The following is a 15848-nucleotide window of genomic DNA, read 5'->3' as shown; positions in this document are numbered from 1 at the left end:
GAGTCCCCACGCCATGCGTCACCACGAGGCCGAGACCGCTCAGGCCGAGCTTCCCCTGCTCGCCGCCCAGGCCGGAATCCTGTACGCCCAGGAGCTCGCCCCTGACAACCCCGTCTACAACACGGGCGATTGCGTGGAGATCCGCGGACCCCTGGACGAGGAGCTCTTCGAGCGCGCGCTGCTGCGCACCGCCGCCGAGGCGGAGACCCTCTCCCTCCTCGCCGTCCCGGCGGACCCCGCCGACGAGGACGCCGTCCCCGCCCAGCGCCCCGCCGCCGCGCAGGAACCGGCGCTCCACCGCATCGACCTGACCGCCGCCGGGGACCCGCGCGCCGAGGCCGAAGCCTGGATGCGCGCCGACCTCGGCCGCCCCGTCGCCCTCGACCGCGGCCCCCTCGTCACCCAGGCCCTCTTCCGCATCGGCGACGAGACGCACTGGTGGTACCAGCGCGTCCACCACTTCGCCGTCGACGCCTACGCCCTGACCCTCATCGGCCGCCGCGTCGCCGAGGTCTACACCGCCCTCGCCGCGGGCGAGGAGCCCCCGGCCGCGGGCTTCGCCCCGCTGCGCGAACTCACCGACGAGGAAGCCGCGTACCGCGCGAGCGAGCAGTACGCCGCCGACCGCGACCACTGGGGCGCCCTCCTCGCCGACCGGCCCGAGCCCGCCTCGCTCTCCTCCCGCCCCGCCGCGCCCGCGACGACGGTCCTGCGCCGCACCGCCGTCCTCCCCGCGGGCACCCGCGCCCGCCTGGAGCGGGCCGCGGCCGCCGCCAAGGGCAGCACCTGGGCCGAGCTCGTCATGGCCGCCACCGCCGGCTACGTGCACCGCATATCCGGCGCCCAGGACGTCCTCCTGGGCCTGCCGCTGAAGAACCGGCGCAGCCGCGCCGCCCTGCGCACCCCCGCCATGACCGTCAACGTCATGCCGCTGCGCCTCGCCGTCCGGCCCCACGACACCGGCGCGGAGCTCGTGCGCCGCGTCGTCCTCGCCGTGCGCGCCGCCGGCCGGCACCAGCGCTACCGCCTGGAGGACCTGCGCCGCGACCTCGGCCTCGCCGGCAGCGACCGGCCGCTCTTCGGCCCCATGGTCAACATCAAGCCCTTCGAGGACGGCGGCCTGGACTTCGCGGGCCTGCCCGGCACCGTCCGCAACCTCGCCGCCGGCCCCGTCGACGACCTCGCCGTCACCGTCACCCCCGGAGCCGGCGACTCCCTCGTCGTCGGCCTCGACGCCAACCCGGGCCGCTACACCCCCGAGGAGCTCGCCGCCCACGAACGGGCCTTCCTGCGCTACCTCGACGCGCTGACCACCCTCCTCCTGGAGACCCCGGACCGGCCCGTCGGCTCCCTCGACCTCCTGGACGCCGACGAGATCCGCAGGGCCACCGCGGGCCGCGGCGAGCCGCCCGCCGAGCACACCCTGCCCGAGCTCTTCACCGCGCAGGCCGCCCGCACCCCGGACGCCACGGCCGTCCGCAGCGGCGGCGAGAGCCTCACGTTCGCCGAACTGGAGGCCGCCGCCAACCGCCTGGCGCACGAACTCGCCGCCGCCGGCGTCACGCCCGGCACCGCGGTGGCCCTCGCCCTGCCCCGCAGCGCGTCCACCGTCGTCGCCCTGCTGGCCGTCCTCAAGGCCGGCGGCGTGTGCCAGCCCCTCGACCTCGGCCACCCCGCCCAGCGCATCACCGCCGTCCTCGACGACGCCCGCCCCGGCTGCCTCGTCGGCACCGCAGACGCCGTCGGCGGACTGCCCCCGCACGACGTGCCCGTGCTGCTGCTCGACGACCCGGCGACCCGCGCCCGCATCGGCGCCCGCCCGGCCACCGCACCGGCCGCACCCAAGCTCCGTCAGGACGCGTACATCATCCACACCTCCGGCTCCACCGGCCGCCCCAAGGGCGTCGTCGTCACCCACGCCTCGCTGGCCAACCTCCACGCCGGGCACGGCAGCGACCACATCGCCCGCGCCGTCGCCCGCACCGGCCGCGACCGCCTGCGCATCGGCCACAGCGCCTCCTTCGCCTTCGACGCCTCCTGGGACCCGCTGATCTGGCTCGTGCACGGCCACGAGCTGCACCTGCTGGACGACGCCGCCTACCGCGACCCCGCCGCCCTCGCCGCCTACGTCCACGACGAGCGCCTCGACTACCTCGACGTCACCCCCTCCTACGCCGAAGCCCTCCTGGCCGAGGGCCTGCTGGACGAAGGACGGCACCGCCCGGCCGTCGTCGTCGTGGGCGGCGAGACCGTGCCCGACCCGCTCTGGCACCGCCTCGCCGGCACCGAGGGCCTCAGCCCCGTCAACCTCTACGGCCCCACCGAGACCACCGTCGACGCCTACTACTGGCTGCCCGGCGAGGACGGCACCCCGCAGGGCAGCCCCGTCCGCGGCTCGCGCGCCTACGTCCTCGACAACTCGCTGCGCCCCGCGCCCGACGGCGTCACCGGCGAGCTGTACATCGCCGGCGCCTGCCTGGCCCGCGGCTACCTCGGCCGCCCCGACCTGACCGCCGAGCGCTTCACCGCCGACCCCTTCGGCGCCCTCCACGGCGACCCCGGCGCCGCCATGTACCGCACCGGCGACCTGGTGCGCCGCCGCCCCGACGGCACCCTCGAATTCCTCGGCCGCGCCGACGACCAGGTCAAGATCCGCGGCTTCCGCATCGAACTCGGCGAGATCCAGGCCGCGCTGGCCGCCCACCCGGCGGTCGGCCAGGCCGCGGTCATCGCCCGCGACACCGCCCACGGCAAGCGCCTCCTCGGCTACGCCGTCCCCGCCGAGGGCACGGCCGCCGCGGACCTCGACACCGAGCCCCTGCGCGCGCACCTCGCCGGGCAGCTGCCCGCCCACATGGTGCCGTCCGCGATCCTCGCCCTCGACGCCCTGCCCCGCACCGCCAACGACAAGCTCGACCACCGCGCCCTGCCCGACCCGGAGCCCACCGCGGGCCCGGCCGCCCGCGCGCCGCGCACCCCGCGGGAAGCCGCGCTCTGCGGCCTCTTCCAGGACGTCCTCGCACTGGACGCCCCGCCGTCACCCGACGCCGACTTCTTCGCCCTCGGCGGTCACTCCCTGCTCGCCGGGCGCCTCGCCGCCCGTATCCGCGAGAGCGCGGGAGAGGGCTTCGGCCTCGCCGACGTCTTCCGCAACCCCACCCCGGCCGCCCTCGCCGCCCTCCTGGACGGCACCCCCGGGGCCCCCGCGGCCGCCGGCGAGCGCCCCGCCCTCCTGCCCGTGCCCCGCACCGCGCGGATGCCGCTCTCCCCGGCCCAGAAGCGGCTGTGGTTCATGCACCGGCTCGAAGGCCCCAGCCCCACGTACAACATCCCCCTGCTCCTCACCCTCACCGGCCCGCTCGACCAGGACGCACTCCGCCTGGCCCTGCGCGACCTCACCGAGCGTCACGAAACACTCCGGACCGTATACCCGGCCACTGACAACGACCCCTACCAGCGGATCCTGCCGCCCGCCGAGGCGTACCCCGAGCTGCACACCGCGCCGCTGGGCGCCGATGTCACCGCCGCCGTCCGGCACTGCTTCGACCTCGCGGCCGAACCCCCGCTGCGCGTGACCCTGTTCACCGACGGAGGGACCGAGCACACCCTGCTCCTCCTCCTGCACCACATCGCCGGCGACGGCGCCTCCACCACGCCCCTCGCCCGCGACCTCGCCGCCGCCTACACCGCACGCGCGCAGGGCCGCGCCCCCGAACTCGCGCCCCTGCCCGTCCAGTACGCCGACCACACCGCCTGGCAGCAGCGGCTCCTCGGCACCGCCGACGCCCCCACCCCGCTCGCCGCCCGCCAGCTGGAGCACTGGAAGCAGGCCCTCGCCGGCCTGCCCGACCAGCTCGAACTCCCCACCGACCGGCCGCGCCCCGCCGTCGCCTCCTACGCGGGCGACACCGTCCCCTTCCACCTCGGCGCCGAGGCGCACGCCGCCGTCGGGACGCTCGCCCGCACCACCGGCACCAGCGTCTTCATGGTCGTCCAGGCCGCCCTCGCGGCCCTGCTGACCCGCTACGGCTGCGGCACCGACATCCCCCTCGGCACCCCCGTCGCCGGGCGCGACGACGACGCGACCGCCGGCCTCGTCGGCTTCTTCGTCAACACGCTCGTGCTGCGCGCCGACACCTCCGGCGACCCGGACTTCCGCACCCTCCTCGGCCGCGTCCGCACCGCCACCCTCGGCGCGTACGAGAACGGCGACCTGCCCTTCGACCGGCTCGTCGAGGAGCTCAACCCGCCGCGCTCGCTCGCCCGGCACCCGCTCTTCCAGGTGATGCTCGCCTGGCAGTCCCTGCCCGATACCGCCTTCGCCATGGGCCCGGACCTGACCGCCGCAATGGCGGCCACCCCGTCCGGCACCGCCAAGTTCGACCTCACCCTGAACGCGGGCGAGCAGCCCGGCGGCGGCATCGCCGGCTTCCTGGAGTTCCGCACCGACCTCTTCGACCGCGCCACCGCCGAGCGCCTCTCGGCCCACCTCGCCCGCCTGCTGGCCGCGGCCGCCGCCGACCCGGGCACGCCCATCGGCCGGCTGCCGCTGCTCGGCGACGACGAGCGCCACCGCCTGCTGGTCGAGTGGAACACGGGCACCGCGGCCCCCGAGCCCTCGAAGCAGACCCTCGTGGAGCTCTACGAGGACGCCGCCCGCCGCCACCCGGACCGCACGGCCGTCACCTGCGACGGCGCCTCGCTCGACTACGCGGAGCTGTCCGCCCGCGCCAACCGCCTCGCCCGGCTGCTGGCCGCCCGCGGCATCGGCCCCGGCTCCATCGTCGCCCTCGCGCTGCCCCGCTCCCTGGAGCTGGTCACCGGCCTGCTGGCCGTCGCCAAGGCCGGCGCCGCCTACCTGCCGATGGACCCCGACTACCCGGCCGACCGCCTGGCGTACATGCTGAAGGACGCCGCCCCCGCCGCCGTCGTCACCGACAGCGCGACCGCGGCCCGCATCCCGGCGCACGACCTGCCGGTCGTCCTCGTCGACGGCACCGGCGCCGAGGCGTACGCGAGCACCGACCTCGCCCCGGACGAGCGCGTCCGGCCCGTGCGCCCCGACGACGTCGCCTACGTCATCTACACCTCCGGCTCCACCGGCCGCCCCAAGGGCGTCCCCGTCACCCACCACAACGTCGTCCGGCTCTTCACCGCCACCGACCAGTGGTTCGGCTTCGGCCACACCGACGTGTGGACGCTCTTCCACTCCTACGCCTTCGACTTCTCCGTGTGGGAGATGTGGGGCGCCCTGCTGCACGGCGGCCGCCTCGTCGTCGTCCCCCACCTGGTCAGCCGCGACCCGGCCGCCTTCCTGCGCCTGCTCGCCGCCGAATCCGTCACGGTCCTCAACCAGACGCCGTCGGCCTTCTACCAGCTCATGGCCGCGGACAGACAAAGGGGCGCGAACCCCGGCAGCGACCTGGCCCTGCGCTACGTCGTCTTCGGCGGCGAAGCGCTCGAACTCGCCCGCCTCGCGGACTGGTACGAGCGCCACGACGAGAACGCGCCCACCCTCGTCAACATGTACGGCATCACCGAGACGACCGTGCACGTCTCCTACATCGCCCTCGACCGGGAGAAGGCCGCCGCCGGCGCCTCCAGCACCATCGGCGTCAACATCCCCGACCTGCGCGTCTACGTCCTCGACCCGTACCTGCAGCCCGTGCCGCCCGGCGTCACCGGCGAGATGTACGTCGCCGGCGAGGGCCTGGCCCGCGGCTACCTCGGCCGCCACGCCCTCACGGCGGAACGTTTCGTCGCAGACCCGTACGCCGCCCTCTTCGGCGAGAGCGGCACCCGCATGTACCGCTCCGGCGACCTCGCCCGCCGCCGCCCCGACGGCAACCTCGACTACTTCGGCCGCGCCGACCACCAGGTCAAGATCCGCGGCTTCCGCATCGAGCTCGGCGAGATCGAGGGCGTCCTCGCCGACCACCCCGACGTCGCCGACGCGGCCGTCGTCGTCCGCGAGGACACCCCCGGCGACAAGCGCCTCGTCGCCTACGCCGTCCCCGCCCGCGAGACCACCCCGGCCGCCCTGCGCGAGCACGCCGCCGCAGGACTCCCCGTCCACATGGTCCCGTCCGCGGTCGTCCTCCTCGACCGGCTGCCCCTGACCGCCAACGGCAAGCTCGACCGCAAGGCCCTGCCCGCCCCCGACCTCGCCTCCGCCGTCACCGAGGGCCGCGCCCCCCGCGGTCCCCGCGAGGAACAGCTCTGCGCGATCTTCGCCGACGTCCTGGGCCTGCCCCGCGTCGGCGTCGACGACAACTTCTTCGACCTCGGCGGCCACTCCCTGCTCGCCGTGCGCCTCGCCGGACGCGTCAAGGACGCCCTCGGCGCGGACGTCGGCATCGGCACGATCTTCCAGGCGCCCACCGTCGCCGCCCTCGACGCGGCGATCGAGGCCTCCCGGCAGACGGACGCCCTCGACGTCCTGCTGCCGCTGCGCCCCGCCGGCGAAGGAGACAAGGCGCCGCTGTACTGCGTGCACCCCGCGGGCGGCCTCAGCTGGTGCTACGCGGGCCTCATCCGCCACCTCCCGGCCGACGTGCCCATCTACGGCCTGCAGGCCCAGGGCGTCGGCCCGGCCACCGCCGCGCAGCCGCTGCCGCGGACCCTGGAGGAGCTGGCCGCGCACTACGTCGACCGGCTCCGCGAGGTCCAGCCGGAAGGCCCGTACCGCCTCCTCGGCTGGTCCACCGGCGGCATCATCGCCCAGGCCATGGCCACCCGCCTGCAGGACCTCGGCCACGAGGTCGCCCTGCTCGCCATCCTCGACGCCTACCCCGCCGAGGGCTTCCGCGAGCTGCCCGTCCCCGACCAGGCCGAGGCCCTCGAAGCGCTGCTCGCCATGGGCGGCTACGGACCGGACAGCCTGGAGGGCAAGCCCTTCGAACTCGCCCACGTCACCGAGGTGCTGCGGCGCGAGGGATCCCCGCTGGCCAGCCTCGACGACGCCACCATCGAGGCCCTCAACCGCACCTACCTCAACACCAACCACCTGGTGCGCGCCTTCGACCACCGCGTCTACGACGGCGACGTGCTCTTCTTCCGGGCCACCGTCGACACCATCGACGACGAGCTCACCCCCGACACCTGGACCCCGTACGTGACCGGGCGCATCGACAACACCGACGTCGCCTGCTCCCACAAGGACATGACCCTGCCCGAGCCGATCGCGCACATCGCGAGCGTCATCGCCGACCGCCTGCAGAACCTGGAGAACTGACCCCATGAGCGACGCACCCGCCAACCCCTTCGACGGCGACGGACCCTTCCTCGTCCTCGTCAACGCCGAAGGCCGGCACAGCCTCTGGCCGGGTTTCGCCGCCGTACCGGACGGCTGGACGACCGTCCACGGCCCCTGCGAGCGGCAGCAGGCCCTGGACTGGATCACCGAGCACTGGACCGACCTGACCCCGGCGGCCCAGGGGTGAAGGGCATGAACCCGCGCATCGCCGTCGTGATCGTGTACACGGCGGCGATGTGCATGAACGGCCTCGACTCGACCATCGTCAACCCTGCGCTGCTGACCATCGCCCGGGACTTCGGCGAGCCGGTCTCCGCCGCCAACACCGTCGAGACGGCGTTCCTCGTGGCACTCGCCGTCTCCCTGCCCGTGGCGGGCTGGCTCGGCGACCGCTTCGGCACCAAGCGCGTCTTCCTCGGCGCCCTCGCCGTCTTCACCGCGGCGTCGGCCGCCTGCGGGCTCTCCCAGGGCCTCACAGCGCTGGTCCTCGCGCGCGTCGTGCAGGGCATCGCGGGCGGCCTGCTCACGCCGGTCGGCATGACGCTGCTCTTCCGTGCCTTCCCGCCGCACGAGCGGATGAAGCTGTCGAAGGTGCTCATCGTGCCGACGGCCCTGATGCCCGCCCTCGGCCCGCCGCTCGGCGGCTTCCTGACCGAGCACTTCTCCTGGCACTGGCTGTTCTTCGTCAACGTGCCGATCGGCGCGGCCGCGGTGCTGCTGGGCGTGGTCGGGCTGCGCGAGCACACGGAGGGCACCGAGGGCGGCTTCGACCTCACCGGCTTCCTCCTCGCCACCCCTGCCCTCGGCCTGCTCACCTACGCGCTGGGCTTCGGCCCCGCGCACGGCTGGACCGCGCCGTCCGTCGCCGTGGCCGGTCCGCTCGGCCTGATCCTGCTCGCCGCCGGGTGCGTGCACCAGCTGCGGGCGAAGAACCCGCTGCTGGAGCTGCGGCTGCTCGCCGACAAGGTGTTCGCCTCGGCCACGGTGCTGGCCCTGGTCACCTCGGCCGGCCTCATGGGCGTTCTCTTCGCCTTCCCGCTGCTCTACCAGGCGGCGCTCGGCGCCTCGGCCCTGGACGCGGGCCTGAGCGTCTTCCCCGAGGCGCTCGGCCTCATGCTGGCCTCGCAGGTCGCCGACCGGCTCATGCCGAAGCTGGGCCCGCGCCTGCTCGCCGTGCCCGCTCTGCTGCTGGCCACGGGCGTGTTCGCCGCGCTGGCCGCGCCGGGCGTCGCGGAGAGCGCGTGGGCGGTGCGGGCGCTGATGTTCTGCGTCGGCCTCGTGCTCGGCACGGCCGTGCTGACCGTGCAGATCGCCGGTTTCGCGGACGTCCCGCCGCCGGCCATGGGCCGGGCGATGGGCCTGTTCACCATCGTGCGCACGCTCGGCGGCGCGCTGGGGATCGCCGCGACCGCCGCGGTGATCGCCGCCTCCGGCGGCTCGCACGGGCAGGAGGCGGACCCGGCCCGCCGTGCGTTCTGCGTCAGGAGCCGCCCAGCAGGGCGGCCAGCCCGTCCGCGAGTCCCCCGCGCCAGCAGGCGTAGTCGTGACCGCCGTTGAACTCCTCGTACGCGACGTCGTAACCCCTGGCCTCCAGGACGTTGCGCAGGTGGCGGTTCTGCGGCAGGAGCATCCACTCCTGCAGGCCCACCTCCAGCCGGATGCGCACCGGCCGCTTCCCGGCCACCGCGAACTGCCGGGTCAGCCACTCGCTGCCGCTGTCGAACTCCGTGCCGTCCGGCCACCAGAAGGAGCCCGACTGGGACAGCGCGTTGCCGAACCGCTCCGGCCTGTGGAACGCCGCGAACGCCGCCGTCAGCCCGCCCGCGCTCTGGCCCGCGACGACCGTGCGCGCCGGATCGTCCGCAGCCCCGTAGGCCCGCGCGGCCCACGGCAGCAGGACGTCCGCCAGCCAGTCGACGAACGCCTCGCTGCAGCTGAGGTCCTCCATGCGGCGGGCGCGGCCCATGGTGTCCACCATCAGCGTGACGGCCGGCGGAAGGCGCTTGTCCGCGTACAGGTTGTCGAGCGTGGTGCCGAAGTCCAGCACGGGCCCCCACATCTCGCCGTCCAGGAGCACGACGACGGGGTACGGGCCGCCGTCCGCCCGGTGCCCGGCGGGCAGGTGCACGTGGACGCGCCGCCCGTCGACGACGGCGACGCTCCGCGCTCCGCGCTCCGTCCCGGGGCGCGGGGCGGCCCACTCCTGGACGGGCGCGTCCGGGAGCTCCATCACCGAGGACGGGTTGCGCCCGTCGCGCGAGGGCAGCTGCGGGCGCGTGCTCAGCGGGTCGGGCACGGCCGTGTCCAGGACGCGCAGCCAGGACGCGCGGTCCGCGCGCAGCGTCTCCGCGCGGGGGCCGTGCGCCACGAAGAACTGGTACGAGGCCCGGTGGTCGGCCCGCAGCCGGTGGCTGATGGCCCACACGTCGGTGCCCGGCAGCTTCTCCATCAGATGGGGGGCGAGGTCCCCGGCGTGCCGGTCCTTGTCGGTGACCGTGTGGAGGAGGGCCAGCACGTCCGTGGCGGGGCGCTCCGGGTCGTCGCGCCACAGGAAGGTGACGAGCCGCCAGGCGCTGTTTCCTTCGGGGTCGGGTTCGACGAGGGGCGTGCCCTTGGTGGCGGCGTGCCGCCAGAAGGTGCCGGCGGCGTCGGGCACACCCTGCCGCACAGCGGCGGCGAGCTCGCGGAGGAGGGGACTTCGCAGTTCCATGGGCTTCCTTGTCTCAGGCAGGCGAAACGAGGCTGGGGCCGGGCAACAACCAGCCCGTCCGGCGTTTGAGGACGAGCGCGTCCAGCGCGACACGGGGCCCGGGGCGGAGCCCCGGTTCGGGAAGGGGCGGGGCGGGGAGGAGCCCCGCAGGGCTACACCCGCGTCGCCGCCGACCGCCCCAGCAGCACCCACAGCAGGAACGGCCCGCCGAGGACGGTCGTGACGACGCCGACCGGGATCTCCACCCCGTCGAGCGCGACGCGCCCCACCGTGTCCGCGAGCACCACCAGCGCGGCGCCGACCAGCATCGAGCCGAGCACCGGCACCCGCAGCGGCCCCGCGAGCCGTCCCGCGATCACGGGGGAGGCGAGGGCGACGAACCCGACCGGCCCGCAGATGCCGACCGCGAGGCCCGCGAGGCCGACCGCGAGCAGCATGCACACCAGCCGCACGCGCCCCGGCGCGACGCCGAGCGACGCCGCGGTGGAGTCGTCGAACCGCAGCACGTTGAGGTGGCGGGCCACGACGAGGGCGGCCGGCACGAGCACGGCGAGGCCGATGAGGACGGGCACGGCCACCGCGTAGCTGCGGCCGTTGAGACTGCCGGACGTCCACACGTACAGCGAGCTCGCCGAGTTCAGGGAGCGGCGCGAGAGGACGACCTGGGTGACCGCCGAGGCGAGCGCCGACATGGCCAGGCCCACGACGAGGACGCGGTAGCCGCGCTGCCCGAGCCCGCCGGAGACGGCCGTGACGACGAGGACGGCGGCGAGCGCGCCGAGCGGCCCCGCCCACCACGCCCCGAACGTGCCGCCGAGCGTCGCCGACAGCAGGACGGCGGCGGTGGCGCCGTCGTTGACGCCGAGCAGCTCGGGCGTGGCGAGCCGGTTGCGGGCGAGGGTCTGCGTCAGGCAGCCGGCGAGGCCGAGGGCCGCGCCCGCGGCCAGCCCGGCCACGATCCGGCCGAGCCGGAACTTCTGCACGAGCAGGACGTCGAAGCGGTCGCCCGACCCGAAGACGGCGCTGAACGTACGGCTCAGGCTCATCTCGCTCTGCCCGGCGTACGCGGACAGCACGACCGCGCCGACGAGCAGCGCGGCGAGGGCGAAGGCGGCGACGGCGGCGCGGCGGTGGACGAGCAGCGAGAGGGCGCCGGTGCGCACGACGAGGCTGTCGCTCCGGCCCGGCCGGGGCGGCCGGGAGGCGGCGCCGGCGCGCCCGCCCTTGTGGCCCTCGTCCGCCGCGGGGTCGGTCATGCCCATCGAGGCCATCCGCCGGGAGCGGACGATGCCGATGAGGACGGGCGCGCCGAAGAGGGCGATGATGACGGAGACGGGCGCCTCGAACGGCCGGGAGACCACGCGGGCCAGGACGTCGGAGCCGGTGAGCACGCCCGCGCCGATGAGGCCGGCGAGCACGAGCTGCGCCGTCAGGCGGGGGCCGCTGACGGCCCGTGCGAGGAACCCGGCGAGCAGGCCGAGGAAGGAGATGGGGCCGACGAGCGCCACCGAGGCCGCGGTGAGCAGGGTCACGGCCACGGCCACCACGACGCGGATGGCGCCGGGCCGGTGGCCCAGGCCCTTGGCGAGGTCGTCGCCGAGGGCGAGGGCCGACAGCGGGCGGGCGACGAGCAGCGCGACGACGAAGCCCGCGGCGAGCACGGGCGCGAGGCTCGTCAGCTTCGTGAAGCCCTCGACGCCCGCGAGCGAGCCGAGGACCCAGAAGCGGAAGCGGTCGTAGGTCTCGGCGGAGTTCACGATGAGCACGCTGGTGATGCCGCCGAAGGTGGCTCCCAGCGCGGACCCGGCGAGCACCAGCCGCATCGGGGAGCCGCCGCCGCGGCGGTTGGCGATGAGCAGCACCAGTGCGCTGGCGAGGACGGCGCCGCCGAACGCCCACAGCAGATAGCCGTAGCCGCTGTGCACGCCGAGGAAGGCGATGCCGGCGACGACGCCGAGCGAGGCACCGGCGTTCACGCCGAGCAGGCCCGTCTCGGCGAGGGGATTGCGGGTGACGGCCTGCAGCAGGCAGCCGGCCGTGCCGAGGGCGGCGCCGACGGCGAGCGCGGTGAGCGTCCGGGGCAGGCGCAGGTCGCCGACGACCAGCGACAGGCGGGAGCTGTCCCGGGCCCCGTGCCGCCCGAGGACGTAGTCCAGCACGTCCCCGGCCCCGACCTCGCCCGCGCCGACGGACAGCGACAGGGCGGACAGCACGAGGACCGCCAGCACGAGCGCGGCCGAGGCGGTCAGGACGGCCCGGCTGCCGTGCACGCGCCCCGCCGGGGCCTGTTGGGCGGCGGGCTGCACCTCCGGGGGGCCCACTTGCGAGACAGTCATAAGGTAAGGCTAGCCTAAGAACTTTGCGTTGCCGCAGGCGAGGTGGGGTGACCTCGGTCGCCCGGGTCCCCTTCGTGCCCGCGCGCCAGCGGAACCCCGCAGCGGAGGTTCCAGCGGCCCCCGCGCCCCGTCAGTTCGGTCAGGGACAAGGGCTGTACGTCGAGGCGCCAGAACGACTGCGCGGGCAGCGCCAGTCCGTGCACGACCGCGGCGCGGACCGCTGCCGCAGGGGCGAAGGCCAGGACCCGGCCGTCCCCTCTCTCCTCAAGCCTCTCCTCAAGCCCGTCCAGCCACGCCCCGACCCGGGCGACGGCGTCCCGGACCGACTCGCCGCCGTGCGGAGCCGCGCCCGGGTCCGTCAGCCAGGCGGCGAGGGCTTCCGGTTCGGCGGCGGCGACCTCGTCCAGGCGGAGGCCCCGCCAGCGGCCCGCGTCGAGGTCGCGGAGGGCGGGCTCGGCGCGGGCGCCGGCCGCGCCCAGCGCCGTCGCCGTCTCCCGGTAGCGGGGCGACGGCGCGGTCAGCGCACGGCCCGCCGCGGGGAGCGGGCCCGCCGCCCGCGTACGGCGCAGACCCGCCGCATCGAGCGGGCCGTCGTCCCCGAAGCGGGCCTCGTGTGCGGCGACGGCGGCCGGTGAGATCAGCATCACACGGACGGTCATGGTGGTCCTCGTCCCCTTACTGCGGGCGGGTCGGCGGGCGGGCGGCGCCCGCCGCGAATCAGCAGATCACGGACACGGCCGGGGCCGTGCGCCGGGGTGCGCGCCCGCACGCCGTGGCGCGGGCCACCGGCGCGCGGTACGGTCGCGGGGCAACGACGACGGTGTGACGGAAGTCCGGTGAGAACCCGGCACGGTCGCGCCACTGTGTACCCCGGCGGAAGCCCCGCGGGGAAGTCAGACCCGGCACTGTCGTCCTAGGCCCCGACTATTGGGACGCGTGTTTCCCCAGGAGGTTCTGCCATGGCTCAGTCCGCCGCCCCCGCCCCCGCTGCGTCCGCCGCCATACCCGCGGTAGCGCCCATCTCGCTGAAGCAGATCGCCCCGTGGGCGCTCTTCGGCGGCATCCTCATGCTGGTCCTGCTCTACTTCGTCGGCGCCGAGCAGGGCGCCACCTCCCTCCTCTCCGGCGAGAACGTCCACGAGTGGGTCCACGACGGACGCCACCTTCTCGGATTCCCCTGCCACTGACGGCCCGCAGGGGTACCACCGTGAACTCGATCTCCGTCAGAGCCCTGCTCGCCCGCGGCATGCTCGCGGGCCTCGCCGCCGGCATCCTGGCCCTCGTCGCCGCCTATCTGCTCGGCGAGCCCCACATCGACTCCGCCATCGCCTTCGAGGAGGCGCACAGCCACGACCACGGCGGGGGTGACGAGCCGGTCAGCCGCACCCTGCAGTCCACGGCCGGGCTGGCCACCGGCGTCCTCGTGTACGGCGTCGCCCTGGGCGGCATCGCCGCGCTGGCGTTCTGCGTGGCGCTGGGCCGTATCGGCCGCTTCGGCCCGCGGGCCACGGCCGCACTGGTCTCGCTGGGCGCGCTCGTCGCCGTCTACCTCGTGCCGTTCCTCAAGTACCCGGCCAACCCGCCCTCCGTCGGCGACCCCGACTCGATCGGCAAGCGCACCGCGCTGTACTTCCTGATGATCGCGCTCAGCGTCCTGCTGGCGGTCGGCACGGTCATCTTCGGCAAGCGCCTCGCGCCCCGCCTGGGCAACTGGAACGCCACCGTCGCGGCGGGCGCGGCCTTCGTGGTCGCGGTCGGCCTCGCGTACGCGTTCCTGCCCTCGGTCAACGAGCTGCCGGACGACTTCCCGGCGGGCCTGCTGTGGAAGTTCCGCCTGTCGGCCCTCGCCGTGCAGCTCGTGCTGTGGACGGGCTTCGGCCTGGTCTTCGGGCACTTCGCCGAACGGCTCCTGACCCCGCGGGCCGGGGCGCGGGAGGAGGAGAAGGCGCGGACGGCGGCGCCCGCGAGCTGACCCGCGGCCCGCAGTCGTCACCCCGAAGAGCCCGCCCCGGTCACCCGGGGGGGGCTCTTCCCGTCTGCCTCCTCTTCCTCGTACCACAGCCGCCTCCCCGCGTTCCGTCAGCCTCCGAAGTGCCGTTCACCCGTGAGGGGTTCGGATTTCTTCCCGCGCGCGGGCCGGTGCGACGATGCCGCTCGCCCCGACCCGACACCCGAGGAATGGAGCCTTGATGCAGCGACGTGGGGGAGAGCAGGACCGCCGCCGGGGAGCGTGGGGAGCGCCCCTGGCGGCGACGGTGACGGCCGCGGCGGTCGCCGCCGCCCTTCCGGCGCCGGCCGTGCAGGCCGCGCCCGGCCCTTCGGTCGGCGCGAAGGGCGCCTATCTGATGGACGCCCGCTCCGGGCGGCCCCTGTGGGCCAAGGCGGCGACGGTTCAGCGGCCCATGGCCAGCACCACGAAGATCATGACCGCGGTGGTCGTCCTGGACACCCCGGGGATCGACCTCGACCGGCAGATCCAGATCAAGCAGTCCTACCGCGACTACGTCCAGCGCACCGAGGCGAGCACGGCCGACCTCCGCACCGGCGATAGGCTGACCACGCGTCAGCTGCTCTACGCGCTCATGCTCCCCTCCGGCTGCGACGCGGCCTACGCCCTCGCCGACGCCTACGGCACCGGCCCCGACGAGGCCGCCCGCACGAAGTCCTTCGTCGCGAAGATGAACGCCAAGGCCCGGCAGCTGAAGCTGAACGACACCCACTACGACTCCTTCGACGGCATCTCCTCCGCGGGCCGCAACCTCTCCACCCCCAAGGACCTGGCCGCACTCTCCGTGCACGCCCTGCGCAACGGCACCTTCCGCACGGTCACCGCCGCGCTGAACACCCAGCAGAAGGCCAAGAACGTCAACCGGCTCTACACCTGGTACAACACCAACAAGCTGCTCGGCTCGTACGACGGCGTCACCGGCGTCAAGACCGGGACCACTTCCGCCGCCGGCCCCTGCCTGGTCTTCGCCGCCCGGCACGGCGGCCGGAGCGTCGTCGGCGTCCTGCTCAACGACGCCGCGAACCGCTACCCGGACGCCGCCAGGATGCTCGACTACGCCTTCAAGAAGCACACGCCGCTGAAGCTGCGCCGGCTCCCCTCCGCGGCGCACGAGGACTGACCGCCCACTGCCTCCGGCGCACGAGCCCGGGCCCCTTCGCGGGCCCGGGCTCGCGTTGTACCAACTCCCGGTACCCGGCGATGATTTATACCTGAACGAGTGAACAGTCTGCGGGGAACTGCCGGTTGGCGAACGCGTCCGCCGACCGGGCCGGTTAGAGTCCTACCTGTCCGGAAACGGGCACCGGAAAGCCGCGGACACCCCGACGGCACCGGACGAGCAGCCGTCCGCCGGGACCCGTCCACCACCCTCAGTCCGACCCCCACGGCACGCCGCCGCGTACCGCAGCCCCGGCGTGCCCCTCGGCCATGCCCTTGGCACGGATCGGTTCACCGACGCGTCTCGCCGCCAAGCACCAGCGCCCTCCTGCCCGCACCCGCCGGCCAGCCCCACCGCCCTCAGGAGGCACCATGTCCCGC

The 15848-nt window shown here is 75.1% G+C and carries 9 protein-coding genes; 6 read left to right on the top strand and 3 right to left on the bottom strand.

Annotation, left to right across the window (positions count from 1 at the left end):
• Window positions 1-13: 13 nt before the first annotated feature.
• From ACSNOH_RS05410 to ACSNOH_RS05400, 3 genes are read left to right on the top strand one after another with little or no spacing between them, the layout of a single operon-like run.
• Window positions 14-7234, top strand: a complete 7221-nt coding sequence (locus ACSNOH_RS05410; protein ID WP_436720029.1) for an amino acid adenylation domain-containing protein — start codon at window positions 14-16, stop codon at window positions 7232-7234.
• Between the two features lie 4 nt (window positions 7235-7238).
• A complete protein-coding gene (locus tag ACSNOH_RS05405) occupies window positions 7239-7442 on the top strand; it encodes an MbtH family protein (protein WP_030364989.1) in 204 nt (67 codons plus the stop codon).
• A 5-nt stretch (window positions 7443-7447) separates the two neighbouring features.
• Window positions 7448-8812: a DHA2 family efflux MFS transporter permease subunit gene (locus ACSNOH_RS05400; protein WP_436720028.1), complete on the top strand. Its 1365-nt coding sequence runs from the start codon at window positions 7448-7450 to the stop codon at window positions 8810-8812.
• On the opposite strand, the gene fes is transcribed toward ACSNOH_RS05400, so the two are convergent.
• The 3 genes from fes to ACSNOH_RS05385 form a co-directional block, all read right to left on the bottom strand.
• A complete protein-coding gene (fes, locus tag ACSNOH_RS05395; RefSeq protein WP_436720027.1) occupies window positions 8736-9965 on the bottom strand; it encodes an enterochelin esterase in 1230 nt (409 codons plus the stop codon). The two genes, ACSNOH_RS05400 and fes, sit on opposite strands and share 77 nt — an antisense overlap.
• A gap of 152 nt (window positions 9966-10117) precedes the next feature.
• Entirely contained in the window at window positions 10118-12301 is a 2184-nt protein-coding gene (gene fhuB, locus ACSNOH_RS05390) for a Fe(3+)-hydroxamate ABC transporter permease FhuB (protein WP_436720025.1), read from the bottom strand.
• Window positions 12302-12315: 14 nt separating this feature from the next.
• Complete coding sequence (locus ACSNOH_RS05385) at window positions 12316-12960, bottom strand: histidine phosphatase family protein (RefSeq protein WP_436720024.1); 645 nt, start codon at window positions 12958-12960, stop codon at window positions 12316-12318.
• Window positions 12961-13260: 300 nt separating this feature from the next.
• Here ACSNOH_RS05385 and ACSNOH_RS05380 point away from each other — a divergent pair, with 300 nt between their 5' ends.
• The 3 genes from ACSNOH_RS05380 (at window position 13261) to ACSNOH_RS05370 (ending at window position 15429) form a co-directional block, all read left to right on the top strand.
• Window positions 13261-13488: a CbtB domain-containing protein gene (locus tag ACSNOH_RS05380; protein ID WP_436720023.1), complete on the top strand. Its 228-nt coding sequence runs from the start codon at window positions 13261-13263 to the stop codon at window positions 13486-13488.
• 20 nt (window positions 13489-13508) lie between these two features.
• Window positions 13509-14273, top strand: coding sequence for a CbtA family protein (locus tag ACSNOH_RS05375; RefSeq protein ID WP_436720021.1), 765 nt, complete (start codon window positions 13509-13511; stop codon window positions 14271-14273).
• Between the two features lie 217 nt (window positions 14274-14490).
• The gene (locus ACSNOH_RS05370; protein WP_436720020.1) at window positions 14491-15429 is read left to right on the top strand and encodes a D-alanyl-D-alanine carboxypeptidase family protein; all 939 of its coding nucleotides are present in this window, start codon (window positions 14491-14493) and stop codon (window positions 15427-15429) included.
• The last annotated feature ends 419 nt before the right edge of the window (window positions 15430-15848 follow it).

Origin of the sequence: Streptomyces sp. URMC 127 (assembly GCF_051386535.1) — a bacterium.
GTDB lineage: Bacteria > Actinomycetota > Actinomycetes > Streptomycetales > Streptomycetaceae > Streptomyces.
Note: the sequence above shows the minus strand (reverse complement) of the source record. Positions and strands in the feature narration are given on the sequence as shown.

Excerpts from the sequence above, each read along its gene's own strand:
- ACSNOH_RS05410 (WP_436720029.1), top strand. The coding sequence starts at position 14 with ATGCGTCACCACGAGGCCGAGACCGCTCAGGCCGAGCTTCCCCTGCTC.
- ACSNOH_RS05405 (WP_030364989.1), top strand. The coding sequence starts at position 7,239 with ATGAGCGACGCACCCGCCAACCCCTTCGACGGCGACGGACCCTTCCTC.
- ACSNOH_RS05400 (WP_436720028.1), top strand. The coding sequence starts at position 7,448 with ATGAACCCGCGCATCGCCGTCGTGATCGTGTACACGGCGGCGATGTGC.
- fes (WP_436720027.1), bottom strand. The coding sequence starts at position 9,965 with ATGGAACTGCGAAGTCCCCTCCTCCGCGAGCTCGCCGCCGCTGTGCGG.
- fhuB (WP_436720025.1), bottom strand. The coding sequence starts at position 12,301 with ATGACTGTCTCGCAAGTGGGCCCCCCGGAGGTGCAGCCCGCCGCCCAA.
- ACSNOH_RS05385 (WP_436720024.1), bottom strand. The coding sequence starts at position 12,960 with ATGACCGTCCGTGTGATGCTGATCTCACCGGCCGCCGTCGCCGCACAC.
- ACSNOH_RS05380 (WP_436720023.1), top strand. The coding sequence starts at position 13,261 with ATGGCTCAGTCCGCCGCCCCCGCCCCCGCTGCGTCCGCCGCCATACCC.
- ACSNOH_RS05370 (WP_436720020.1), top strand. The coding sequence starts at position 14,491 with ATGCAGCGACGTGGGGGAGAGCAGGACCGCCGCCGGGGAGCGTGGGGA.